Annotated in this window: 20 protein-coding genes, 1 rRNA gene and 1 riboswitch; of the genes, 6 read left to right on the top strand and 15 right to left on the bottom strand. The window is 69.3% G+C overall.

The genetic code is table 11. The features are described 5' to 3' along the window. Positions 1 to 22 precede the first annotated feature (22 nt). Positions 23 to 988: an alpha/beta fold hydrolase gene (locus ACZ6KY_RS32935; protein WP_469313914.1), complete on the top strand. Its 966-nt coding sequence runs from the start codon at positions 23 to 25 to the stop codon at positions 986 to 988. A gap of 1,245 nt (positions 989 to 2,233) precedes the next feature. On the opposite strand, the gene ACZ6KY_RS32930 is transcribed toward ACZ6KY_RS32935, so the two are convergent. Beyond that, positions 2,234 to 2,788, bottom strand: coding sequence for a TnsA-like heteromeric transposase endonuclease subunit (locus ACZ6KY_RS32930; RefSeq protein ID WP_469313913.1), 555 nt, complete (start codon positions 2,786 to 2,788; stop codon positions 2,234 to 2,236). A 61-nt stretch (positions 2,789 to 2,849) separates the two neighbouring features. Here ACZ6KY_RS32930 and ACZ6KY_RS32925 point away from each other — a divergent pair, with 61 nt between their 5' ends. Then, positions 2,850 to 3,659: a PhzF family phenazine biosynthesis protein gene (locus ACZ6KY_RS32925; RefSeq protein WP_469313912.1), complete on the top strand. Its 810-nt coding sequence runs from the start codon at positions 2,850 to 2,852 to the stop codon at positions 3,657 to 3,659. A gap of 153 nt (positions 3,660 to 3,812) precedes the next feature. Here ACZ6KY_RS32925 and ACZ6KY_RS32920 read toward each other — a convergent pair whose 3' ends face one another. Beyond that, positions 3,813 to 4,613: a CPBP family intramembrane glutamic endopeptidase gene (locus ACZ6KY_RS32920; RefSeq protein ID WP_469313911.1), complete on the bottom strand. Its 801-nt coding sequence runs from the start codon at positions 4,611 to 4,613 to the stop codon at positions 3,813 to 3,815. Positions 4,614 to 4,796: 183 nt separating this feature from the next. On the opposite strand from ACZ6KY_RS32920, the gene ACZ6KY_RS32915 reads away from it, so the two are divergent. Then, positions 4,797 to 6,566, top strand: coding sequence for a substrate-binding and VWA domain-containing protein (locus tag ACZ6KY_RS32915; RefSeq protein ID WP_469313910.1), 1,770 nt, complete (start codon positions 4,797 to 4,799; stop codon positions 6,564 to 6,566). A 235-nt stretch (positions 6,567 to 6,801) separates the two neighbouring features. On the opposite strand, the gene ACZ6KY_RS32910 is transcribed toward ACZ6KY_RS32915, so the two are convergent. Further along, the gene (locus ACZ6KY_RS32910) at positions 6,802 to 8,319 is read right to left on the bottom strand and encodes a glutamate-cysteine ligase family protein (protein WP_469313909.1); all 1,518 of its coding nucleotides are present in this window, start codon (positions 8,317 to 8,319) and stop codon (positions 6,802 to 6,804) included. Positions 8,320 to 8,859: 540 nt separating this feature from the next. Here ACZ6KY_RS32910 and ACZ6KY_RS32905 point away from each other — a divergent pair. Beyond that, a complete protein-coding gene (locus ACZ6KY_RS32905; protein WP_469313908.1) occupies positions 8,860 to 9,444 on the top strand; it encodes a hypothetical protein in 585 nt (194 codons plus the stop codon). 390 nt (positions 9,445 to 9,834) lie between these two features. Further along, positions 9,835 to 10,041: a DUF5999 family protein gene (locus tag ACZ6KY_RS32900; RefSeq protein ID WP_261704097.1), complete on the top strand. Its 207-nt coding sequence runs from the start codon at positions 9,835 to 9,837 to the stop codon at positions 10,039 to 10,041. 135 nt (positions 10,042 to 10,176) lie between these two features. Here ACZ6KY_RS32900 and gcvP read toward each other — a convergent pair whose 3' ends face one another. Next, positions 10,177 to 13,062 (bottom strand): aminomethyl-transferring glycine dehydrogenase, encoded by a 2,886-nt coding sequence (gcvP, locus tag ACZ6KY_RS32895; RefSeq protein WP_469313907.1) that lies wholly within the window; start codon positions 13,060 to 13,062, stop codon positions 10,177 to 10,179. Positions 13,063 to 13,239: 177 nt separating this feature from the next. Continuing rightward, positions 13,240 to 13,335: riboswitch (glycine riboswitch) on the bottom strand. Positions 13,336 to 13,449: 114 nt separating this feature from the next. Here gcvP and ACZ6KY_RS32890 point away from each other — a divergent pair. After that, a complete protein-coding gene (locus ACZ6KY_RS32890; RefSeq protein WP_469313906.1) occupies positions 13,450 to 13,818 on the top strand; it encodes a PRC-barrel domain-containing protein in 369 nt (122 codons plus the stop codon). On the opposite strand, the gene ACZ6KY_RS32885 is transcribed toward ACZ6KY_RS32890, so the two are convergent. The 11 genes from ACZ6KY_RS32885 to rrf all read right to left on the bottom strand — a co-directional run. Next, a complete protein-coding gene (locus ACZ6KY_RS32885) occupies positions 13,743 to 15,341 on the bottom strand; it encodes a DNA polymerase IV (RefSeq protein WP_469313905.1) in 1,599 nt (532 codons plus the stop codon). The genes ACZ6KY_RS32890 and ACZ6KY_RS32885 overlap by 76 nt on opposite strands. Before the next feature lie 72 nt (positions 15,342 to 15,413). Further along, positions 15,414 to 16,088, bottom strand: a complete 675-nt coding sequence (locus ACZ6KY_RS32880) for a MerR family transcriptional regulator (RefSeq protein ID WP_469313904.1) — start codon at positions 16,086 to 16,088, stop codon at positions 15,414 to 15,416. Positions 16,089 to 16,306: 218 nt separating this feature from the next. Next, positions 16,307 to 16,780 (bottom strand): bifunctional nuclease family protein, encoded by a 474-nt coding sequence (locus ACZ6KY_RS32875; protein WP_006123076.1) that lies wholly within the window; start codon positions 16,778 to 16,780, stop codon positions 16,307 to 16,309. Positions 16,781 to 16,866: 86 nt separating this feature from the next. Continuing rightward, positions 16,867 to 17,622, bottom strand: coding sequence for a transcriptional regulator FtsR (gene ftsR, locus ACZ6KY_RS32870; protein WP_469313903.1), 756 nt, complete (start codon positions 17,620 to 17,622; stop codon positions 16,867 to 16,869). Between the two features lie 42 nt (positions 17,623 to 17,664). Then, complete coding sequence (locus ACZ6KY_RS32865) at positions 17,665 to 18,621, bottom strand: FHA domain-containing protein (protein ID WP_469313902.1); 957 nt, start codon at positions 18,619 to 18,621, stop codon at positions 17,665 to 17,667. Between the two features lie 61 nt (positions 18,622 to 18,682). Continuing rightward, positions 18,683 to 19,528, bottom strand: coding sequence for a DUF881 domain-containing protein (locus ACZ6KY_RS32860; protein ID WP_469313901.1), 846 nt, complete (start codon positions 19,526 to 19,528; stop codon positions 18,683 to 18,685). A gap of 5 nt (positions 19,529 to 19,533) precedes the next feature. Beyond that, complete coding sequence (locus ACZ6KY_RS32855; protein ID WP_003988855.1) at positions 19,534 to 19,866, bottom strand: small basic family protein; 333 nt, start codon at positions 19,864 to 19,866, stop codon at positions 19,534 to 19,536. Further along, positions 19,863 to 20,768, bottom strand: a complete 906-nt coding sequence (locus ACZ6KY_RS32850; protein ID WP_469313900.1) for a DUF881 domain-containing protein — start codon at positions 20,766 to 20,768, stop codon at positions 19,863 to 19,865. The genes ACZ6KY_RS32855 and ACZ6KY_RS32850 overlap by 4 nt, the downstream gene beginning before the upstream one ends. Before the next feature lie 98 nt (positions 20,769 to 20,866). Continuing rightward, positions 20,867 to 23,362: a sugar phosphate nucleotidyltransferase gene (locus tag ACZ6KY_RS32845; RefSeq protein WP_469313899.1), complete on the bottom strand. Its 2,496-nt coding sequence runs from the start codon at positions 23,360 to 23,362 to the stop codon at positions 20,867 to 20,869. 116 nt (positions 23,363 to 23,478) lie between these two features. Continuing rightward, on the bottom strand, positions 23,479 to 24,087 hold the full coding sequence (locus ACZ6KY_RS32840; RefSeq protein ID WP_469313898.1) for a CDP-alcohol phosphatidyltransferase family protein: 609 nt from the start codon (positions 24,085 to 24,087) through the stop codon (positions 23,479 to 23,481). A gap of 175 nt (positions 24,088 to 24,262) precedes the next feature. After that, positions 24,263 to 24,346: ribosomal RNA gene (gene rrf / locus ACZ6KY_RS32835) — 5S ribosomal RNA — on the bottom strand; the annotation flags it as partial.

The raw sequence follows: 24,346 nt of genomic DNA, 5'->3' as shown, positions 1-24,346 counted from the left end.
CAAGATGTGTATGGTCGTCGGCATGACAAGTTGCACCGATCGTTCCATGATGAGTACGGCCGACAGCACGACAAGCTTGAGTTCGCTGCGGCTGCCCGACGGGTTCACCGACGTCTTCACCAGCCGGCTCGTGGAGCTGAACGGGCTGCGGCTGCACGCGGTCACCGGCGGGGACGGCCCGCCGCTGCTGCTGGTCGGCGGGTGGCCACAGACCTGGTACGCCTGGCGGGAAGTGATGCCCACGCTCGCCCGCGAGCACACCGTCGTCGCCGTCGACTCGCGCGGGGCCGGACTCTCCGACAAGCCCGACGACGGTTACGACGCCGGCACGCTGGCCGCTGATCTGGTCGCCCTGATGGCCGCGCTCGGGCACGACCGGTTCGACGTGGTCGGCCACGACATCGGCATGTGGACCGGATACGCCCTCGCCGCCGATCACCCCGAGCGGGTGGGCCGGCTCGCCGTCGTCGACGCCATTATCCCCGGTCTCACGCCGACCCCGTCGGTCTTCGGCCCGGCCGCGGTCAACCAGCGGCTCTGGCACTTCGGCTTCAACCGGCTCACCGACCTCAACGAGGAGCTGGTACGGGGGCGGGAGCGGCTCTTCTTCGGCTACCAGTTCGCCAAGAAGGCAGCCACCCCGGACGCGATCCCCGCGTACGCCGTCGACGTCTACGTCGATGCGATCGTCGCGGATCCTCGCGGGCTGCGGGCGAGCTTCGCGTACTACCGGGCGCTGGACGAGACGATCGCGCAGAACGAGCAGCGCAAGAAGACCCGGCTGACGCTGCCGGTGCTCGCCATCGGCGGCGCGCGGTACAGCGGCGCGATGGTCGCCGAGACGATGCGGCTGGCGGCCGACGATGTCACCGGGGTGGTCATCGACGATTGTGGCCATTATGCGGCCGAGGAGCAGCCGGCGCGGTTTGCCGAGATCCTGGAGGACTTCCTCGGTGGCAAACCGGTAGCAGGCGTGCCGCACGGCTGACACATTCGTGGCGGAGTTTCGCCATGTCCGTCTTGCGCACCCGCTCATTCACGTCGTGGCGCCTCCCGCGCGCCAAGAATCGACGGCGACGCGTGCGCCGTCGGTGGTGCGCGAGGAAGGATGCCGATGTCCACAGACAGCTGCCGCAGGGTCCCGGCCGCGATGATCGCGGCGTTGCTCCGCGCCGGCGTCGCCCACCACCCAAAGTCGACAAAGCGATGCGACCGGCCAGGGGTGATCAGCGTCGACGGCAAGGCGTTACGCGGATCTCGCACCGTCGACACCGCCGTCCGGCACGTGATGGCGGCCGGCGGTCAGGTCACCGGCGTGGTCCTTGAGCAGTGGATGGCTGGAAGCTACCGGTGGCCCGTGAAGGCTGGTCGCCTCAGCTGTCACCGTCACTCAGCGCCAAGCGTCTTAGGCCGTGATAGACCGCTCGGCTGTGCCCTGTTTCGGCTGCTCAGGCCAGCCGCGGGACAGCCGGTAACACTTGCGCGAGCACCAGCGCCGAGTCCAGCCGTCCTTGCGGCGATCGAGCGGCTTTTGGCACTGCCCGCAGGCCATCGGCTTGAAGAAGACCGCTGGCTCAACACCCCCGGACGACCATGCGCGGCAACGGCGGCTGCACCAGCGCCGAGGCGGATCGGTGCGGGGCTTCGCTTCTATCGGGATTCCGCGGAACGCGCACGTCCTTGTGGGCAGAGGAAGCCCGTCCCTCTCGATCCGCAGGTCCCAGCGGGAGACCCGCAGTTCGCATGTCTCCGAGCAGGTGCGCTGGTGAACGACTTGAGAGGACGGCGGCATGGGGCCTTCACGGACGACGCAGTCGCGGGATGACTGCTGTTCAGCGGCGCCCTCGTTGCGGGAACGACGTTCGATGCAGGCCACTCTGCGGCAGGCGGAGGAACAGAGTCGGTGGCGCTGACCGAACTGGATCTTCATGGGCTGCCGGCAGATTCGGCAAGGTCCCATGACCGGGTGCTTTTGGGGGACGCGGCATCGAGTCGAGCAGTAGCGGGGCAGGACGCCGAACGTGCGAGTGACCAGGAAACGGAGCCGCACTCCTTGCACTTGACCGTGTCGAGTGTCTTCCGCAGCAGTTCGGGATCGCGGCCGGTGACGGCGGCGATCCGTTCCCACGACGGACTGCCGCGATATCCGGGCGGGCCTGCGAGGAAGCGCCGCAGGTAGGCAGACGGAAGACAGTTGGCACGGGCGAGGCGGGCGATGAAGGGATAGGAACCTTCACCGGCAATCGGCCGGACCTGGCAGGGAAGCTTGGTGATCGGCTCGCTGCTCGTGCTGGGGTGGGTCACTTGTCCGCATTCGGGCTGCCCATCCGTTTCCCTCCGTCCGGACCAGACCGTCGGTCTCCGTCAGCCCTCCCACCAGGTCCGTCCTCAGAGCGCCGGACCACAACAGATGGAACAGCACCGGGAGAACCCGCAAACGGTCTCCGACCAGCCCGGCGCCGTCCCCTAGCCCCAACGGTTCACGGAAGACCTCCAGGAGCCGGTCCACCACCGACACCGGCCTGCCGCAGCGGGCCTGCCGATATCGGGACAGCCAGCGAATATTCGCCATGACCACGGGATCGGGCCGCCCTACCCACTCGAAGTCCCAGCCCACGGCCCGGCAGGCGTGTCCGGTCGCATCGAACGCCTCGCACGTCGCCTCATCCATCTCGTCCGCAGAACGGACGTCAACGACGCGTGCGCGTCCATCGGACAGCCGGACAAAGTAGTAGCGGGAGACGTAGGCGGCAGCCGTGGCGCCCGAACCTCCCGCCCGCGCCGACAAGAGGCCAGATCCCCCGGATTGGCCTTGGCCCGCGGCTTCCCGGGACCGCTAACTTCGAGGCATGCGCATTCGTGTCGTCGACGCCTTCACCGACCGCCCCTTCGCCGGCAACCCGGCAGGGGTCCTCCTCCTCGACTCCTTCCCGGACGACGCCTGGCTCCAGAGCGTGGCCATGGAGGTCAACCACGCGGAGACGGCGTTCACCCACCGTCTTCCCGAAGGCGGCGAGGCCGACTGGGCCCTGCGCTGGTTCACCCCCGCCACCGAGGTCGCCCTGTGCGGACACGCGACCCTCGCTGCGGCGCACGTCCTGTACACCACCGGCGCCCACCAGGGCCCGGTGCGCTTCGCCACGCGCAGCGGTGTCCTCATCGCCGCGCCCGCCGCCGACGGCTCGATCACCCTGGACTTCCCGACCGCGCCGCTCACCCCGGTCGAGACCCCCGACGGTGTCGCCGAGGCACTCGGCGCCGAGCCGCTGCGCACCCTCGACACCGGCCCGAACACCGGTGACCTGCTGGTCGAGGTCGCCGACGAGAAGACCGTCCGCGCTCTCGCCCCGGACCACAAGGCGCTCGCCCGCTACTCCGAGCGCGGCATCATCGCGACCGCCCGCGCCGAAGACCCCTCCCGGGGATACGACTTCGTCTCGCGCTGTTTCTTCCCGAACGTCGGCATCGACGAGGACCCGGTCACCGGCAGCGCCCACACGGCCCTCGCCCCGTTCTGGTCCGAGCGCCTCGGCCGCCCCGCTCTCACCGGCCTCCAGGCCTCCCCGCGCTCCGGCCTGGTCCGCACCGAGGTGCGCGGCGCCCGCACCCTCCTGTCGGGACACGCGGTCACGGTCATCGAGGGCGAGCTGCTCACGTGAACAGGCCCACGGGACTCGCGTAACAAGCCCGTGGGACTCGCACGACGGCGCACAGGTCTCGTCCGACAGCACGCGAAAGGGGCGTACGAGATGGTCGTACGCCCCTTCGCAGTCATCCCGCGCCCGCGCCAGCTCAGTGGTCGCGAGCGCCGCTCACGCCGTCGGGAGCCATCCCACCTTCCCCGCGAGCAGGGCGTACCCCACGAAAGCCCCGATGTCGAGCAGCGAGTGCGCGACCACGAGCGGCCCGACCCGGCCCCAACGCCGGTACAGATACACGAAGACCACGCCCATCACCATGTTGCCGACGAAGCCGCCGATGCCCTGGTAGAGGTGGTACGAGCCGCGCAGCACCGCACTCGCCACCAGCGCGGTCCCCGGCGTCCAGCCCAACTGCCCGAGCCGACGCAGCAGATACCCGACGACGATGACCTCCTCCAGCACGGCGTTCTGCACGGCCGAGAGGATCAGCACCGGGAACTTCCACCACACGTCCGGCAACGCCTCGGGCACCACCGTGAGGTTGGCGCCGAACCCACGCGCCGCCAGGTAGAAGGCGATTCCCGTACTGCCGATCACCGCCGCGACCATGGCACCGCGGCCGAGGTCCGGCCAGGGGCGCGTACGGTCGAAACCGATCACGCGCATCCCCTGCCCCTCGCGCATCAGCAGGTGCGCGACGAGCGCGACCGGTACCAGCGCCGACGCGATACCGAAGAGCTGCCAGGCCAGATCGAGCCAGGGCCGGCCCGGCGCCGCCGAGGCGTTCAGGGTGGCCGCCTGGTCCTTGAGGCCGCCCGGTTTCGTGACCGATCCGACAAAACTGATCAGCGCGGACACTCCGCTCGCGCCGAGCGACAGCGCCAGGACGAGCAGCGTCTCGTCCCGGAGAATCCGTCGTGTCAGCCTCTCCTCCGGAAAGGAATCGGCCACCGAGCCCGCCTCCACCTGCACTCCCGCCTCCAGTTGGGTAATCCCGCCGCATCCCCGTCGTCGCCCCGCTAGGGTCTCGAAAGAAATTGCGAAGATCGTGTGCGACAGGCCGTTGGGGGACGGGCGCCATACGGGGCGTACTTCCCCTTTGCCTGTTCTACGGCTGTCTCACGGTTCGGGCTCACCTGGGAGGACCTCACCGTCATGGGACGTCACAGCTTGCCCGACGCGCCACGGGCGGGCTCCGCCGACCCCCGGATCCGCGCGCGCCGCCGCAATGTGGCCCTCGCGACGGCACTCGTCCTCACCGTCGCCGGAGGCACGGCCGCCGCCGTCCGTGGCGGCCTGTTCTCCTTCGGGGGCAGCTGCGAGGACGACGCCGTGCACATCGAGGTGGCCGCCTCTCCGGACATCGCGCCCGCGCTCAGGGCCGCAGCCGAGGACGCCCGCGCGAAGAACATCACCTCCGACGGCCGCTGCCTCGACGTCAGCGTGACCGCTCGCGAGTCGTACAAGGTCGCCGCCGCGCTCCGGTCGGGCAAGAAGTCCGACGTACAGGTGTGGGTGCCGGACTCCGACGCGTGGGTGGAGCGGGTCGCCGAGATCAGCACCGCCACGCAGGTCAACAGCCTGGGCAACGTCGCCTCCACACCGGTCGGCGTCGCCATGGTCCCGTCGGCCGCCAAAACGCTGGGCTGGCCCGAGAAGACGTACACCTGGAGCGAGTTGGCGGGGGCGACGACGCGGGCCAAGAGCATCGAGCTGGGCACGGCCGATCCGGCCCACAGCTCGACGGGACTGCTCGCGCTCACCCGGATCAGCGAGGCCGCTTCCCGGGTCAAGGGCGGTGACGTCCAGGCGGCCTCGATGGCCAAGGCGCTCTCGCAGCGCACGTCCGACAGCGACACCCAGCTCCTGGACACGCTGCCCCGCGACTTCTCCGGCTCCGGGAAGGGCAGCCCCGGGCGCAATCAGGCGCTGATCCTGTCCGAGCAGGCGGCGTTCGCCCACAACACCTCGGCGGACGGCGGTGACGACCTCGACCTCTTCTATCCCAAGGACGGCGCGCCACTGCTCGACTACCCGTACACGCTGGTCGACGAGTCGCGGCTGGGTACGGACGAGAGCCGTGCGGCCCTGCGGTTCATGACGTTGCTCGCAGAGGCGGCACCCCGGCAGTTCCTGCGGATGTTCGGGTTCCGCACGGACGCGGGGAACCCGTCGGACACGCTGGTCACCGAGGCCGGCGGGAGGTTCCCGCAGCCGTACGCGCGCGTAGTGGCCGCCCCCTCGTCGAAGGACGCGGTCCAGGAAGCCCTGGGCATGTGGACGATCACGGTGGAGAGCGCCCGGATCACCACGGTCGTGGACGCCTCGTCCTCCATGGCCGAGCCACTGCCGGGCAGCGACCGGTCCCGCATGGACGTCACCAAGGAGTCCCTGCTCCAGGCGCTCGCCACCTTCACTCCCGAGGACGAGATCGGGCTGTGGAAGTTCTCCACGAAGCTCGACGGCCCCAAGGACTACCGCGTCCTGGTCCCGACCGAGCGGCTCGGTGACACCAAGGGATCCGGCACCCAGCGCGACCGACTGTCCGCGGCCTTCCGCTCCCTGAAGCCGGTCCCGCACGGAGCGACCGGTCTGTACGACACCACACTCGCCGCTTACAAGGCCGCCGTCGCCTCCTACGCCAAGGGCCGGTTCAACGCGCTGGTCATCCTCACGGACGGGGTCAACCAGGACCCCGGCAGCATCTCCAGGTCCGATCTCGTCGCCGAGCTGCAGAAACTGGCCGACCCGGAACGCCCGGTGCCGCTGATCGCCATCGCGGTGGGCCCCGACAGCGACCGCCGGGAGGTCGACCAGATCGCCAGGGCGACGGGCGGCTCCGGCGAGCGGGTCAACGAGCCCTCACAGATCCACGCGGCGATACTCAAGGCGATCACGGCGGCAGGCGCGGAGAACCCGAACTGACGGCCACCCGGCCGGTACCGACCCCTGCCTCGGTCCCACCGGCACCCACACCGGCGGCCGCGCCCGCCCGGCGCACCACTCCCGTGTCCGTGGCCCGACCGGCCACACGCCCACGGCCCACCGGCCGGATCATCGGCGCGCACCGGCCACCACAGGACGCTGACCCGGTTCCGGCCCCGGGCACCATCCCGGGCGCCCCCGCATCAGCCCGAGCCCACCAGCACAACGCCCCGCGTCACCCCAGCGGCACCGGCTCAGGGAGTCCCACCGGCCAGGTGTGCACCGGCTCTCCGAGATGCATCAGCTCGCCGTAGCGCCGCGTCGTCGCGGCCAGTGCGGCGTCGCGGCCGAGGCCCTTCTCCAGGGCCCGGTGAAACGTCGCCGCCTGCCAGGTCGCGCCGTTGACACGCAGCCTGCACCGGTCCTCGATCACGCCCAGGTAGAAGTCCCGGTCAGCGGGCTCGACACCCCAGGCGTCCAGTCCTGCGGCGGCGAGCGGCAGCAGTTCGTCGCGGACCAGGTTCGCGGCGTCCACCTGCGTGGTCCCGCCGTAACGGCCGCGCCGCGGCCACTCCAGGCGCGCGTCGATGCCGTGCCGGCAGGCCGCGTCGAAGTTGGCGGCGGCCGCCTCGAAGGACAGCCGCGTCCACACCGGACGCGGCTCCTCGGCGAGCGCGCGGATCAGCCCGTAGTAGAAGGCGGCGTTGGCGATGACGTCCGTGACCGTCGGGCCGGCGGGCAGCACCCGGTTCTCGACGCGCAGATGCGGGACGCCGTCGGCGATGCCGTACACGGGCCGGTTCCAGCGGTACACCGTGCCGTTGTGCAGCACCAGCTCGGCGAGCTTGGGTACACCCCCGGCGTCCAGGACGCCGAGCGGATCCTCCTCGTCGCAGATGGGCAGCAGGGGCGGGAAGAACCGCAGGTTCTCCTCGAAGAGGTCGTACGCCGAGGTGATCCACCGTTCGCCGAACCAGGTGCGCGGCCTGACTCCCTGCGCCTGGAGCTCCGGTGGCCGGGTGTCGGTCGACTGCTGGAAGAGCGGGGGCCTCGACTCCCGCCACAGCTCGTGCCCGAACAGGAACGGCGAGTTGGCCCCGACCGCGATCTGCGGGGCGACGACCGCCTGCGCCGCGTTCCACACGTCCGCGAACCGGTCCGGTGTGACCTGGAGGTGCAACTGCACTGAGGTGCAGGCGGCTTCGGGCGCGATGGATCCCGACCTGCAGACCAAGCGCTCCACACCGTCGATGTCGAGTTCGAAATCCTCTCCGCGCGCGGCCACGATCTGATCGTTGAGCAGCGTGTAGCGGTCGACGTCCGAGAGGTTCGCGGACACCAGATCGTCCCGGCCGAGCGTCGGCAGAATGCCGATCATCACGATTCCGGCGTCGACCTCACTGGCTTTCCGGTGGGCATACGCGAGCGAGGTGCGGATCTCCTCGGCGAGCCGGTCGAATACCCGGCCGCCCAATCGGTGTGGGGCTATGTTGACTTCCAGGTTGAACATGGCGAGTTCTGTTTGGAAATCGCGGCTCGCAATCCGTTCGAGTACCTGCGCATTCATCATTCTGGGCATGCCGTCGGGCCCCGCGAGATTCAATTCGATCTCCAGGCCCATCAGATTCTTCGGGCGGTCGAACCGCTTCTCCTCCAGCAGTCGCTCCAGCCCCGTCAGACACTGCCGGAGCTTGTCGCGGTAGCGCTGCCGATCGGACAGGCCGATTGTCCCTGCCACGACCTTCTCCCCCATCGAAGTGTCCCTCCTCGGATGGGCAGGCCGACGCTCCGGCCCTGGCGTCCCGGGTCACGGTGGATGATGCCCAGGCAACGCGATCCATAACGTCCCGCGCGCGCTCTTCGGCCGCTACCCTGGACATCGGCCCCGGGCACATTCACCGGGCATGGAGCAGTAAGCAAGTTTACCGCGCGAAATGATCTCGTAAAAAACGCCGACGAGAATCGGCCGACCGCTGCGGCGGAGTATTCCGAGGTCACCGCGGTTCGACCGCTCAGAACCGGGATGAACTCCTCGTTTCATCGACCGAATAGCGCCTTGTTCTTCGTATTCGGGACGACTAGACGAAACACCGTCTGAACACGCGTCGTATAAACTCCGCTACCGAGGCAGAGAGTTGGCGCTCGCGGTCCTAGGTCCTGTCGTCACGGTGACGACGGCAGGCGACACCCTGTCGGCAGATCCAGACCCCTCGCCCCTCTGACCCGAGAGCTGACAGCGCCGTCCGCCCCCGCCCTCGCGCCACTGTGCCTGTCGAATGAGAGGCGACCCACCATGCCGCTGCACGTACCCCCGGCTCCCGCGCCCGCCCTGCGCACCGTTCTCACGGCACTCGGTTCCCCCACCGCTGTCCGCGAAGCCCGCACCCCGTCCCTGCGCCTGGCACAGGGACCCGCCACTCCCGAACTCCCGCTGCCCGTCCACGTCCTGGATCGCATCACTCCCGCGGGCGCCTCCGCCACCCGGCTCGCCGGGTGGCGTTTCCTGATCCGTTGCGGCGACCGTGCGGTGGCCGCGGCCGACACCATGCTGACCCCGGACGGCTGGGCCTTCTCACGCTTCTTCGAGGGCCCCTACATCGCCGCGACGGAACACGCCGTACGGCAGGCCGAGAGCATGCAACAGCCCTACCAGGCCCGCCTGTTGTCCGTGCCCGAGCTGTACATGCTGACCCTCTGGCTGCACGGAGACTGCACGGCGGACGGCGCCACCGGCCATCCGGCCGCCACCGACCTCCTGGTCCCGCTCGCACCCGCCCCGCCCGGCATCGCCGCGCACCGGCCGTACCGCGTCGCCGAACTGCTGCCCGTTCTCACCCACCGGGTCACCCCGGCACCGCTCCTCAGCTCGCCGGCCTGAGCAGCCGCGCTCTCGACCTCTGTCCGTGCCCCGCGTCCGTGCCTCCCGGCCGCGGGGCACGGCGCTGTCCCGCACCCGGAGAACCGATCGCTCGTTAGGGCTCCACAGCGCTCGTACGAGGAGAAACGCGCTCCGCGCCCGACCTGACTAGCCCCATTCGGCCACCTCGAACCACCCGAAAGGGCAGCGCAGTTGGGGTGAACCCTCCGCACGGGTGATGCGTCATCAACCTGTGAGAAGCGGTGCCCTCAAATCCCTGCGGATTGGCGCCCGTGGGGCAACACTGGGTTCCAGACCACACATCAACGGGGGGCGGCCATGAGTACCTCAAGCCGCAAGACAGACACCACACCCATCACTCACACCTCGACCCAGCGAAAGATCCCATCCATGTGCCAGCACCAGCCACCGTGTCCGTCAGCCGAATCAGCCGACCGGGAGTCCGCCCGCCTCGCGGCGCATCACCCGGAGCAGGGATGGAGCCTGCTGTGCAACGGCGTTCTGCTCTTCGAGGACACAGGTGAGCTCCTGCCGGACGGCCAGATCATCGCCCCGCACCGCCCGCTGGGCGGCGCGCCGGTGATGACGGCCGCCTGAGCCGCACGACCCGGGCGGCCCCGACAGGCCGCCCAGACACACGAGGGGCCGGCCCGGAGACGTACTCTCCGAACCGGCCCCGACGCATGACCGAGGGTGATCACTCCCCGTAGGCGTCCACGTGCCGAGCGCTGATCAGTCCTCGTAGGCGTCCAGCGGCGGGCAGGAGCAGACGAGGTTGCGGTCGCCGTACGCCTGGTCGATGCGGCGCACCGGCGGCCAGTACTTGTCGGCGGCCGAGACACCGGCCGGGAAGACGGCCTCCTCGCGGCTGTACGGGTGCTCCCAGTCGCCGCCGAGCGCGGCGGCCGTGTGCGGCGCCCCGCGGAGCGGGTTGTCGTCCACCGCCCACTCGCCGGAGCCGACCTTCTCGATCTCCGCGCGGATCGCGATCATCGCGTCGCAGAACCGGTCGATCTCCCCCAGGTCCTCGGACTCGGTCGGCTCGATCATCAGCGTGCCCGCCACCGGGAACGACATCGTCGGCGCGTGGAAGCCGTAGTCGATGAGGCGCTTGGCGATGTCGTCGACGCTGACGCCGGTCGCCTTGGTGAGCGGACGCAGGTCGATGATGCACTCGTGCGCGACCAGGCCGGCCGGACCGGTGTACAGCACCGGGTAGTGCGGCTCCAGGCGCTTGGCGATGTAGTTCGCGGAGAGCACGGCCACCTGCGTGGCGCGCTTGAGGCCCTCGCCGCCCATCAGCCGGACGTACGACCAGGAGATGGGCAGAATGCCCGCGGAGCCCCAGGGAGCGGCCGAGATCGGGCCGACACCGGTCTCGGGACCGGCCTCGGGCTGCAGCGGGTGGTTCGGCAGGTACGGCGCCAGGTGCGCGCGCACACCGACCGGACCGACGCCCGGACCGCCGCCACCGTGCGGGATGCAGAAGGTCTTGTGCAGGTTGAGGTGCGAGACGTCGCCGCCGAAGTGGCCCGGCTTGGCGAGGCCCACCAGGGCGTTGAGGTTGGCGCCGTCGACGTAGACCTGGCCGCCGGCCTCGTGCACCTGGGCGCAGATGTCGGCGACGTGCTCCTCGAACACACCGTGCGTCGAGGGGTACGTGATCATCAGCACCGACAGTTCGTCGCGGTACTGCTCGATCTTGGCGCGCAGGTCCTGGACGTCGATCTCGCCGTCGTCCGCGGTCTTCACGACGACGACCTTCATGCCGGCCATCACGGCGCTGGCGGCGTTGGTGCCGTGCGCGGAGGACGGGATGAGGCAGACGGTGCGCTGGTCGTCGCCGTTGGCGCGGTGGTAGCCGCGGACGGCCAGCAGACCGGCCAGCTCGCCCTGCGAACCGGCGTTGGGCTGGAGCGACACCTTGTCGTAGCCGGTGACCTCGGCGAGCTGGTCCTCGAGCTCGTGGATGAGCGTCAGATAGCCCCGGGCCTGCTCGGTGGGCACGAAGGGGTGCAGCTGCCCGAACTCGGGCCAGGTGACCGGCTCCATCTCGGTGGTCGCGTTGAGCTTCATGGTGCAGGAGCCCAGCGGGATCATGCCGCGGTCGAGCGCGTAGTCGCGGTCGGAGAGCTTGCGCAGGTAGCGCAGCATCGCGGTCTCGGAGCGGTGCTGGTGGAAGACGGGGTGCGTGAGGTACTCGTCCGTGCGCAGCAGCGCGGCCGGCAGGGTGTCCTCCGCGCTCGCGTCCAGCGCCTCGATGTCGCCGTCGACGCCGAAGGCGGTCCACACGGCGGCCAGCTGCTCGCGCGTGGTCGTCTCGTCGCACGAGATCGACACCTGGTCGGCGTCGACGCGGTGGAGGTTGACGCCGTGGTCGCGGGCGGCGGCCACGGTCTCGGCGGCGCGGCCCGGGACCCGCACGGTGAGCGTGTCGAAGTACGCGCCGTGCACGACCTCGACGCCGCCGGCGGTGAGACCCGCGGCCAGGACCGTGGCGTAGCGGTGGGTACGCCACGCGATGGTCCGCAGGCCGTCGGGACCGTGGTAGACGGCGTACATGCCGGCCATCACGGCGAGCAGCACCTGAGCCGTACAGATGTTGCTGGTCGCCTTCTCGCGGCGGATGTGCTGCTCACGCGTCTGCAGGGCGAGGCGGTACGCCTTGTTCCCGTCGGCGTCCACGGACACACCGACCAGCCGGCCGGGGAGGCTGCGCGCGAACTTCTCGCGGACCGCCATGTAACCGGCGTGCGGTCCGCCGAAGCCCATCGGCACACCGAAGCGCTGCGTCGTACCGATCGCGATGTCCGCGTCGAGCTCGCCGGGCGAGGTCAGCAGGGTCAGGGCGAGCAGATCGGCGGCGACGGTGACGACCGCGCCCAGCTCGTGCGCCTGCTCGACGATCGGCTTGATGTCGCGTACGGCACCGGAGGCGCCCGGGTACTGGATCAGCACGCCGTTGATCTCGCGCCCGGCGAGGCCGGCCGGGATGCCGTCGGCGAGGTCGGCGACGACGATCTCGACGCCGGTCGGCTCGGCGCGGGTCTCTATGACGGCGATGGTCTGCGGCAGCGCGTCCGCGTCGACCAGGAAGAGGCCCTTCTTGTTCTTGCCCATGCGGCGGGACAGCGCCATCGCCTCGGCGGCGGCGGTGCCCTCGTCGAGGAGGGAGGCGCCGGAGGTCGGCAGTCCGGTGATCTCGGCGACGACGGTCTGGAAGTTCAGCAGCGCCTCGAGACGGCCCTGCGAGATCTCCGGCTGGTACGGCGTGTACGCGGTGTACCAGGCCGGGTTCTCCATGACGTTGCGCAGGATCACCGGCGGCGTGAACGTGCCGTAGTAACCGAGGCCGATCATCGAGCCGAGCACCTCGTTGCGGTCCGCGAGGGAGCGGAGCTCGGCCAGTACCTCGGCCTCGGTCCGCGCGGCCGGCAGCTTCAGGGCCTCGGCGTTCTTGATCACGTCCGGCACCGCGGCGGCCGTCAGCTCGTCGAGCGAGCCGTAGCCGACCTGCGCGAGCATCTTGGCCCGGGCTTCGGAGTCGGGCCCGATGTGGCGCTGCTCGAAGGGAATGCCCTGTTCGAGCTCGGAAAGCGGAATGCGAGGGGCGGTCATGGCGGAGGCCTCCTGGTCTGACGCGACCTTCGAGGGGCACCCCGGCACGGGTACCCCGACGGCCTCCCCCTCTGTCATCTCAACCTGAGAGTTTCACCGGGTCGTCCGCGGACGACCCGACTTTCACCGTCGGTGAGAGCGGAGGCCATCGGCACCCGCCCTGCTTTCCAGAGTGACCTCGTCCGTGCGGTACGTGAGCCTGAGAGATTCCGGGGAGGATTTGCTCCTTCGGCGCCTCCGGTGAAATCTGGAGGACTCTCCCGCACGGGATCAGCAGCCGTCTGCCAGCCTACCAGCGAGGACAAGACATCAGCCTTCGAGTGGCCGCCTTCACAAATGTGCTCTTTCGTAGTACTTACGGATGAGTTTGCGACCACTGGAGGGACCGTGCAGACCGACATCGATCCGCGCAACCTGATCGGCCGCAAGGCGTTCGACAGCAACGGCACCAAGATCGGCACGATCGACGAGGTCTATCTCGACGACGCGACCGGTGTCCCGGAGTGGGCGGCCATACGCACAGGGCTGTTCAGCAGGGACGCCTTCGTGCCCCTGGAGCCCAGCGAGATCGTCGAGGGGACCTTGCGCATCCCCTTCGACCGAGCCCTGATCAAGGACGCCCCCGACTTCGGCGTCGGGCGTCATCTCTCCCCCGAACAGGAACTCCAGCTCTACCACCACTACGGTCTCGACGTGGCGTCCCCGATACCGCCGGACCGGGACTTCGGCCGGATCGCGGGCACGGAGGACGCCTGAGCTTCCCGGGTGGCCGGATCCGCGTCGCGACTCCCGTCCGGGTCCGGGCCCGCGTCCGGGCCGGTGTACAGGTCCGGGCCCACGCCCGGACCTGGTCGTAGGCCCGGACGTTGCGTCGCGGCTTCTGACGCCGACGGCCCGGGAGCCGCCGGGAACCCGTCGGCGTCCCCGGGTCTTCGCTCCACCAGGGGCAGCGGATCCGCCGGTTCCAGCCGCGGATCGTCCGTCCGGAACGTCCGCACCCGCCCGGGCTCGGAATACGGAGTCTCGAACCGCACGGTGACCCGCCCCAGCCCGCTCCCCTGCACCCAGCCGTGCCCGTACTCGGCATGGCGCACATCGTGCCCGGAGGACCACCGCCGCTCCGCGGGCCGCCCCTCCTCCACCGGGGCGCCCTCGGCCGGCTCGTCCGCGGAATGCTCCTCGGCCACCGGCTCCCCCACGGCGGCGGCCTGCGCCTGCGCGAACAGGTCCTCCTGCGTGTAGTCGGCGAGCCCGGAGACGCCGACTCCCAGCAGCCGCACGCCTCCGGTCGTGTCCACGCCCTCCAGCAGCCGCGCGGCGGCCTCCCGGACGACCCCGGGATCGTCCGTGGGCCCCCGCAGCGTCTCGGACCGGGTCAGCGTCGAGAAGTCGTACCTGCGCACCTTCAGCACGATCGTCCGCCCCGACAGCCCGGCCCGGCGCAGCCGCCGCACACACCGGTCCGCGAGCCGCTGCACCTCCAGCTCCACCCGGACCCGGTCGTGGATGTCCACGTCGTAGGTGTCCTCGACCGACACCGACTTGGTCTCCCGTTCGGCCACCACGGGCCGCACGTCGTGGGCCAGCGCCATCGCGAACAGGGCGTGCCCGTGCGCCTTCCCCACCAGCCGTACGAGCTCGTCCTCGCCCGCCTCGGCGAGCTCCTCGACGGTGGTGATCCCGGCCCGCCGCAGATGGTCGCCGGTCGCCGGCCCCACACCCGGCAGCGTCCGCACCGGCATCGGCCCCAGCAGCGCGCGCTCGGTGCCCGGCTCGATCAGCACGAGGCCGTCGGGCTTGGCCTGCTCCGAGGCGATCTTCGCCAGCATCTTGGAGGCGGCGAGCCCCACCGACCCCGTGAGTCCCGTGACCGCCCGGATGTCCGCGCGCAGCTTGGCACCGGCCAGCCGCGCCGAGGCGTCGTCCCAGGCCGTCCCGCCCGCCTCCAGGTCCACGAACGCCTCGTCCAGGCTCAGTGGCTCCACCAGCGGCGACAGGGCCCGCAACAGCCCCATGACCTGTTCGCTGACCTCGCGGTAGAGCCCGAAGCGCGGCACGAGATAGGCGGCGTTCGGAGCGCGCCTGCGGGCCTGGGCCATGGGCATCGCCGAGTTCACCCCGAAGACGCGTGCCTCGTACGAGGCGGTGGCGACGACTCCACGGGGTCCGAGCCCGCCCACCACGACGGCTTTGCCGCGCAGGCTCGGCTTGGACGCCTGCTCCGCCGAGGCGAAGAAGGCATCCATGTCGAGATGCAGGATGGTGGGCGCGGTTCTCACATCTCCGATGCTGCCCTACGCCACTGACAATGCCCCGGCACGCCGGGGCATCACGTCATCGAGAACCACGCCTCACACCGCGCGATTGCGTCTGCGCGCCAGCTCGTCGGCGGGGTTGTGCCCGAGGAGCGTCTCACCGGTGTCCACCCGCTCTCCGTGCAACTGCGACAGTGCGCCCTCGACATCCCGCCACACCACGCCCACGGCGATGCCGAAGACACCCTGGCCGCCCTGCAGCAGCGCGTGGACCTCGTCGGGCGAGGTGCACTCGTAGACCGTCGCGCCGTCGCTCATCAGCGTCATGCGCCCCAGGTCCTGGAAGCCGCGCTCCCTCAGGTGCTGGACCGTCGTGCGGATGTTCTGCAGCGACACCCCGGTGTCGAGGAACCTCTTGACGATCTTCAGGACCACCACGTCCCGGAAGCTGTACAGGCGCTGCGTCCCCGACCCGTAGGCGGGACGCACACTGGGCTCGACGAGTCCGGTCCGCGCCCAGTAGTCCAGCTGCCGGTAGGTGATGCCCGCGGCGGCGCACGCCGTGGGCCCGCGGTAACCGACCTCCTCGGGAACAGTCCCTCCCTCACCGGACACCGCTGTCGGCCGCCGCGGCACATGATCGGCCGCGCTGCCATGATGGGGGAGCCCCCTGCTCGAGCCGAGCCGAGAGCTTGGGGGAGGGTACGGGCCGCTCTCCCCCGGACCGTGTCCGGGAGCACCCCCAGCCGTACCGTCGCCGCTGCTTCTCACGCCGACCTCCGTCCTTGACCTGCCTTCTCGACGGTAGGCAGTCACCAGGGGCTCGTCAACGATCGCCACACTCGGCACGCCGAGTGATAATCACCCTAAGAGTGGTTTCCCGTGCCCTACCGCGGGGAAAGGCTAGCCGAATGCTCTCCGCGCGGGCCGCGGCACACCACACTCGCCGCGGGCAAATGCCGCCCTGAGCGGCCCTCCACTCGCCCGTGTCACTGGCTGTTGGTGCCGAAGTCCTCGGGCGAGATCTGGTCCAGGAACTCGCGGAACTTCTCCACCTCGTCCTCCTGCTCGTCCGGGATCGCGATACCCGCGTCGTCGAGCACCCCGTCGCTGCCGTAGATCGGCGTTCCGGTGCGCAGGGCCAGCGCTATGGCGTCGGACGGCCGGGCGCTCACCTCGACCCCGCTGGCGAAGACGAGTTCGGCGTAGAAGACGCCCTCGCGCAGGTCCGTGATGCGTACTTCGGTGAGCTCCTGGCCGACGGCCTCCAGCACGTCCTTGAAAAGGTCGTGGGTCAGCGGTCGTGCGGGGGCCATGCCCTGCTGGGCGAAGGCGATCGCCGTCGCCTCCCCCGGTCCGATCCAGATGGGGAGGTAGCGGTCGCCTCCCACTTCACGCAGAAGCACGATCGGTTGGTTGGAGGGCATTTCGACCCGGACACCTACGACATCGAGCTCGTTCACACAGCAACCCTAGGCCGTGCCCGGGACGTTTGGGTAGTCGGGCACAGAACGGGTGGACGATCCAGGGCCCGCGCCGGTACGCCGGATCAGCGCAGTCGCACGCCCAGCGCGGTCTGCACGAGTGCCGCGTGCAGCTTCACCGTGAGGCCCGCGAGTTCCTTCGTACGGGCCTCCGCGTGCGCCCGGGTCTGTGGGTTGCGGTGACGCCGCAGGGGGGCGACCACCTGGTCCACCAGTCCCGCGTCACGCTCCGCCGCGGCCTTCATCGCCCGCAGATGGCGCGGCTCGATCCCGAAGCGGCCCAGCTCGACGACGAGCGCGGCGACGGTCACCGCCTCGGCGTCGTAGACACCGTCGGGCAGGGGGCCGATCAGTCCGTACGACTCCCACTCCTCGAGCTGCTGCTCACCGATCTCCGCGGCGGCCAGCAGCTCGGCGCGGCCCACCCGGGCCGCCGTGGGCCCCTCGGGCTCGCCGTAGATCTCGCCCAGGGGTCCTCCCTCACCCGCGTCGCGCTGACGGCCCACGGAGGGCAGACGCACCTGCTCACCGCGCGCCAGGGCGTCCAGGTGCTCGCGGATCACCTTCAGCGGGAGGTAGTGGTCGCGCTGCATCCTCAGGACGTGGCCGAGGCGTTCGACATCGTTCGCGCTGAACTTGCGGTACCCCGAAGGAGTCCGCCGCGGCTCGACGAGCCCCTCCGCCTCCAGAAACCTGATCTTGGAGATGGTGACTTCGGGGAACTCGTCGCGCAGCACGCTCAGCACCGCGCCGATGCTCATCAGCTCACTGTCCGCGGCGGCGGTACCGCTGCCGGCACCGCCGCTCGGTGTTTGAAGCATGGACATTCCCTCGGTGTCCCCCCGGACGGAGTTGGGGGAGGGTCAGATGCCCTGCTGGCTCGCGTAGAACACCAGCCGGTACTTGCCGATCTGCACCTCGTCACCGTTCGACAGCGGGACCTGGTCGATCCGCTCCCGGTTGACGTACGTGCCGTTCAGGCTGCCGACGTCGGCGACCGTGAACGAACCGTCCGCGACACGACGGAACTCCACATGCCGACGCGACACCGTCACGTCGTCGAGGAAGATGTCGCTCTGCGGATGACGCCCGGCCGTGGTCAGCTCACTGTCCAGCAGGAAGCGGCTGCCCGAGTTGGGGCCACGGCGCACCACCAGGAGCGCCGAACCGACCGGCAGCGCGTCGACAGCCGCCTGAGCCTCCGGGGAGAGCATCGGCGAGGGCGTCTGACCCGTCACCTCTGCGTCGTAGGCCTCGATACCGGAGATGGAGATGGTGGACGTCTGCTCCGACGGACGCTCCGGTCCACCCCGCAGCGGGGCACCGCAGTTGGAACAGAACCGGCTGTTCTCCGCGTTGCGGTTGCCGCACCTCGTACACACCTGGGCCGACATGGACGGATCCTCCTGCCGCGGCTGCCCACCAGGGGCATGGGACGCATACGGATCGGAGGCGAACCCTCCACCCGTGCTTGAGGCTGACGGTTCCCCGAAACCTATGCGGCCGGACTGGGCAGGGTCAACAGACGACGCGCCAGGTCCACCGGGACCGGTGACCTGGTCCCGGAACAGCGGGCGGTCGCCACTCTGGGCCTCCGCGTCTCCCTGGCGCGGTGCACGATGGCGGGCAGTCGCGTTGTCGCCACTGTCCTCTCGCGTGCTCTTGCCGAACAACTTCGCAAACAACTTCACGGGCGATTCCCCTTGACCGAAACAGACCCGCCCGTGGGGCAGGACGAACCCTGATTGAATACACCGGTCGACCCGGACATCCTCACAACGTCCGTATCCACCAGACAGTTTCCACCACGCACCACCCATTCGGTGCGCCGACCCCCCGCAACCTCCTGCCCTCGCCCGGCGACCCCCATGCGACCGCCGTTCACCGGGAGGACGACTGAGCGTAGTCAGGGCGCTCCGCCGGTCGCAAGGCATCGACGACGATCTTCGTCGTGCCGTCCACCGTGACGGTGGCCTGCTCCTTCTCCAGTGTCTGCACCACGCCCCCCGGAATGTTCAGCGCCGGCTCCAGGTCCTGCGGCTTGCCGATGACCTTGAAACGATAGGGCTGGGTGATCTTGTTCCCGTCGACCTTCACTCCGCCTCCGGAATCGGCAAGATAGGTCCCGGCGACCACCCGCACGCCGTTCACCTGGATCGCCTCAGCACCGGCGGCGCGCAGCTCCTGGATCGCGTCGAGCAGCATGTCCGCCTTGACCGTCCCCTTCACGTCGTCGATGGTCAGAGTGATGCCGGGTCCCTGGGCGGCCACGGTGCCCGCCAGAATGCCGAGTTGCTTCTCCTTCTCGACCGTCTGCTTGCGGGCCTCCTCGGCCTGGTTCGAGCTGTTCTCCAGTTCGGTGCGCTGATCCTCGAGACCCTGCTTCTCGTCCTCAAGACGCTGAGTCCGGCTGTCGAGTTCATCGAGAATGCGTACGAGATCTTCCTGACGCGCGCCGCGCAGCGCGCTGTCGCCGTCGCTGTTGGACGCCACCTGCACGGCCAGGCCGAAGCCGAGACCGAACAGCAGCACGGCGACGATGAGTTGGGCACGCGACACCCGCGGCGGCCAAAGCCCCTCGACCAGCCTCTGACGGCCGGACGGCGGCGTCTCGACGTTCTCCTCGGCCGTCTCCGGTTCAGGCTCCTGCGCGGCCGCGGGAACCTCTTCCGGCAGCTCTTCGCGCAGCGGGTTCTCGGGAGTCTCGTCTTCGTTCTCGTCGCTCATCGGCCTCACGCCCGGAACACGTGCCGACGGATCGCCGCGGCATTGGAGAAGATCCGGATGCCGAGGACGACCACGACACCCGTGGACAGCTGGGCACCCACACCCAACTTGTCGCCCAGGAAAACGATCAGCGCGGCGACGACCACGTTCGACAGGAACGAGACCACGAAGACCTTGTCGTCGAAGATGCCGTCGAGCATCGCGCGCAGACCGCCGAACACGGCGTCGAGCGCCGCCACGACGGCGATAGGAAGGTAAGGCTCGACGACCGCCGGAACCTCGGGCCGGACCAACAATCCAGCCACGACTCCCACGACGAGGCCCAGTACGGCGATCACGGTGTGCCCTTCTCTGTTCTCGGCTCTGCTGTACGTACGATCACACTCGGTGCTGCGGACAACCGGACGTCGCCCTCGGCGGAAATGCTGGTCCGGATGCCGTAGTTCTCCTGCAGGGCATGCAGATACAGCCCGTCGGCGCTGTTCTGGAACCTGGTGCTGAGCCGCTGGCCGTCCCCCACCGCGAGCACCGTGTACGGCGGCACCAGCGGCTTGTTGTCGACCAGTATCGCGTCACCCGCGGCCCTGATGGCCGACAGAGCTGTCAGCCGCTGTCCGTTGACGGAGATGGCCTCGGCGCCCGACTCCCAGAGGCCGTTGACCACGCGTTGCATGTCACGGTCCCGCACCCGTCCGGTGTCGGAGAATCCTGAGGTCTCCCGCGGATTCGTGCCGTCGCCGCCGGTGCTGGCTTCCTTGGCGTCGTTGACGACGAGCCTCACGCCCGGTCCGTGCACATCGGTGGCACCCGACAGGATGCTCACGAGGTCGGCCTGCTCACCGCCGTCCTTCTTCAGCGCGGCTCGCTGGCGTGCGCTCACATCGGCGCGCAGCGTGTCGACGCCGTTCTCCAGCTTGTCGGCGGACGTCGTCTCGCGCTCGATGCGGTCGATGAGCTCCTGGCGCTCCTTGGCGACGACGGGCGCCGCCAGCCGGGCGTTCGCCGCCCCCACGGTGACCACGAGCGCGGCGAGCACCAGACCCGCGGCAAGACCCAGCTTGGCGCGGACCGTCTTCGGCATGCCGCCGGCGCCCTCGGTCTCCCTGCGGGCGGCCGCCTCGGCGTACCCCTCGTCGAGGCTGTGATCCATGACGTTGGTGAGCAGCGACATGGAGGCGTCCGGGCGCGGGGGGCGCGGAGCGCTGCTCCGAACGGGGGGCTGCTGCGGCATGCCGCACATCGTCGCACGTCGCGGGTGCTACCTCCGAATGGCCCCACCAACGTGCCGGACAGGCCCCCTTGGGGACACTTGTCCGACACGTAAGGGTGAAGATCGTTTCAGCGGCCGGCGCTGTCCACCACGGCCGCCCACTCGTCGAGCAGAGCCTCCGCGGAGGCGTCGTCCGGGCCCTCCGCCCACAGATGGGTGACCGCCTCGGCGGGGTCCGGCAGCACCATGATCCAGCGCCCGTCCGTCTCCACCACCCGTACGCCGTCCGTCGTGTCCACGAAACGGTCTCCCGCCTCCTCCACGACCCGGCGCATGACCAGACCCTTCACGGCCCAGGGGGTCGCGAGGTCCCGCTTGAGGACATGCGCCCGCGGGATCCGCGCGTCGATCTGGCTGAGCGTGAGCTGCGTCCGCGCCACCAGACCGATGAGCCGTACGAACGCGGCCGCGCCGTCGAAGACGCCGCTGAACTCGGGAATGATGAAGCCGCCGCGTGCGTCGCCACCGAAGATCGTCGACTCTTCGCGGCCGACCCGCGTCAGGTCGTCCGGCGACGTGGTCGTCCACTCCACCTGCGTGCCGTGGTAAGCCGCCACCTGCTCGGCGATCCGTGTGGTGGTGACCGGCAGCGCCACCCGTCCACTGCGCCGCTCGGCGGCCACCAGGTCGAGCATGACGAGCAGGGCCCGGTCGTCCTCGACGATCCGCCCCTTCTCGTCGACGAGCGAGAGCCGCTCGCCCACCGGGTCGAAGCGCACTCCGAACGCGGCCCGCGCGGACGCGACGATCTCGCCCAGCCGCACCAGGCCGGCCCGCCGCGTCTCCGCCGTCTCGGTCGGCCTGGACTCGTCGAGACCGGGATTGATGACCAGGGAGTCGACGCCGAGCTTGCCCAGCAGGCTGGGCAGAACCAGTCCGGCGCTGCCGTTGGAGGCGTCGACGACCACCTTCAGCCCGGAATCCGCGATACCGGTGGTGTCGACATTCCGCAGCAGTGATCCCGTATACGAGTCGAAGACACTCGCGGGGAAGTGCAGATCCCCGATCTCGCCGGGAAACGCGCGCCGGTACTCCTGTCGCGCGAACACCCGGTCCAGCTTCCGCTGACCGCCCTGCGACAGGTCGGCACCCTGCCCGTCGAAGAACATGATGTCGACGGAGTCGGGCACCCCGGGCGTCGTCCGGATCATGATTCCGCCGGCGCTGCCCCGGGCCGTCTGCTGCCGCGCCACGGGCAGCGGTACGTTCTCCAGGTCGCGTACGTCGATGGCGCTGGCCTGCAACGCCGAGATCACCGCTCGCTTCAGCGCGCGGGCACCTCGGGAGTGGTCGCGGGCCGTGGTGACGGTCGAGCCCTTCTTGAGGGTCGTCGCGTAGGCCCCCGCCAGGCGCACGGCCAGCTCCGGGGTGATCTCGACGTTCAGGATCCCGGAGACGCCACGAGCGCCGAAGAGGTGGGCCTGGCCGCGCGACTCCCAGATCACCGAGGTGTTGACGAAGGCGCCGGCCTCAATGGTCTTGAAGGGATAGACGCGGACGTTGCCCTGAATGATCGATTCTTCACCGACGAGGCATTCGTCGCCGATCACGGCGCCGTCCTCAATGCGGGCGGCGCGCATGATGTCGGTGTTCTTTCCGACCACACAGCCGCGCAGATTGCTGTGCTGCCCGATGTACACGTTGTCGTGCACGACGGCCCGGTGCAGGAACGCGCCGCTCTTGACGACGACGTTGGAGCCGACGACGGTGTGCTCGCGGATCTCGGCGTTCGCCTCGACCTTGGCGTAGTCACCGATGTAGAGCGGCCCGCGCAGTACGGCGTCGGGATGGACCTCCGCCCCCTCTGCCACCCATACGCCCGGGGAGATCTCGAACCCGTCGAGTTCGACGTCGACCTTGCCCTCCAGGACGTCGGCCTGGGCCTTCACATAGCTCTCGTGAGTGCCGACGTCCTCCCAGTAGCCCTCGGCGATATAGCCGTAGATGGGCTTGCCTTCCTTCATCAGCTGGGGGAAGACATCGCCGGACCAGTCGACGGAGACATCGGCCTCGACGTAGTCGAAGACCTCGGGCTCCATGACGTAGATGCCCGTGTTCACGGTGTCCGAGAAGACCTGGCCCCAGGTCGGCTTCTCCAGGAAGCGCTCGACCTTGCCTTCTTCGTCCACGATGGTGATACCGAATTCCAGCGGATTGGGTACGCGCGTCAGGCAGACGGTGACGAGCGCGCCCTTCTCCTTGTGGAAGTTGATGAGTTCGGTGAGATCGAAGTCGGTCAGAGCATCACCGGAGATAACGAGGAAAGCGTCGTCCTTCAACGCCTCCTCGGCGTTCTTGACGCTCCCGGCAGTACCGAGTGGCTTCTCCTCATTGGCATAGGTGAGCTCCATGCCGAGTTCTTCACCGTCACCGAAGTAGTTCTTGACCAGCGAGGCCAGGAACTGGACGGTAACGACGGTCTCGTTGAGCCCATGCCTTTTGAGCAGCCTGAGCACATGCTCCATGATCGGCCGGTTCACCACCGGCAGGAGCGGCTTGGGCATGCTTGAGGTCATTGGGCGAAGGCGTGTGCCTTCACCTCCGGCCATCACGACGGCCTTCATGTCGGAAGCGTCCTCCTCTAAGAGACGACGGTACAGCCGACTTCACCCGTCCTGATTGTCCCGCAGTTTTCGAGCGGGGGCCATCGGGGCACTACAGCCGCCCAATCGGGCCGAGCTCAATCGGCCATGGTGTCCGCCCGGATCAACCGGCGGACCTGCACCACGTAGAGGACTCCTGCCCACCAATACAGGGTTGTACCCCATCCGGCGAACGCCCATCCGAAAACAGCGCCGAATGTCGCGATCCAGTCGCTCCCGTCGCTGAGCAGCAGCAACGGGAAGGCGTACATCAGGTTGAAGGTGGCCGCCTTCCCGAGGAAGTTCACCTGCGGGGGCGGATAGCCTCGCCGGCGGAGGATCCACACCATCACCAGCAGGACCAGCTCGCGTGCGAGGAGCGCGGCCGTCAGCCAGATCGGAAGAATCCCGCGCCAGGTGAGACCGACGAGCGTCGACAGGATGTAGAGCCGGTCGGCCGCGGGATCCAGCAGCCGGCCGAGGCTGCTGATCTGGTTCCAGCGCCGGGCGAGCTTCCCGTCCAGATAGTCGGTGATACCGCTCAGCATGAGGATGAGCAGGGCCCAGCCATCGCTCTTGGGGCCACCGAACTCCGGCCTGAGGATCAACCACAGGAAGATGGGGACGCCGACGAGACGCGCCATGCTGAGGATGTTCGGGATGGTGAGGACCCGGTCCGTCTGAACACGGGTCTCCTGGACCTCCACCCGGGGGCCTCCTGTGGGAAACGAGCCAATGATGCCCCCTGACCTTACCCGCAGCCCGGGCGCCGCAGCGCAGAGGGGGAGGCAAGGAGGAGGCGTCATGGGGAAAATTCTGTCGGAAAACAAAAAAGCTCCGGCTCTCGGGAAAGAATTCCCGAGAGCCGGAGCTCTAAAATTTGTTCGGCGGCGTCCTACTCTCCCACAGGGTCCCCCCTGCAGTACCATCGGCGCTGTGAGGCTTAGCTTCCGGGTTCGGAATGTA

This window comes from Streptomyces sp. NPDC042002, assembly GCF_055588305.1.
This window is presented reverse-complemented; position numbering and strand designations above follow the sequence as displayed.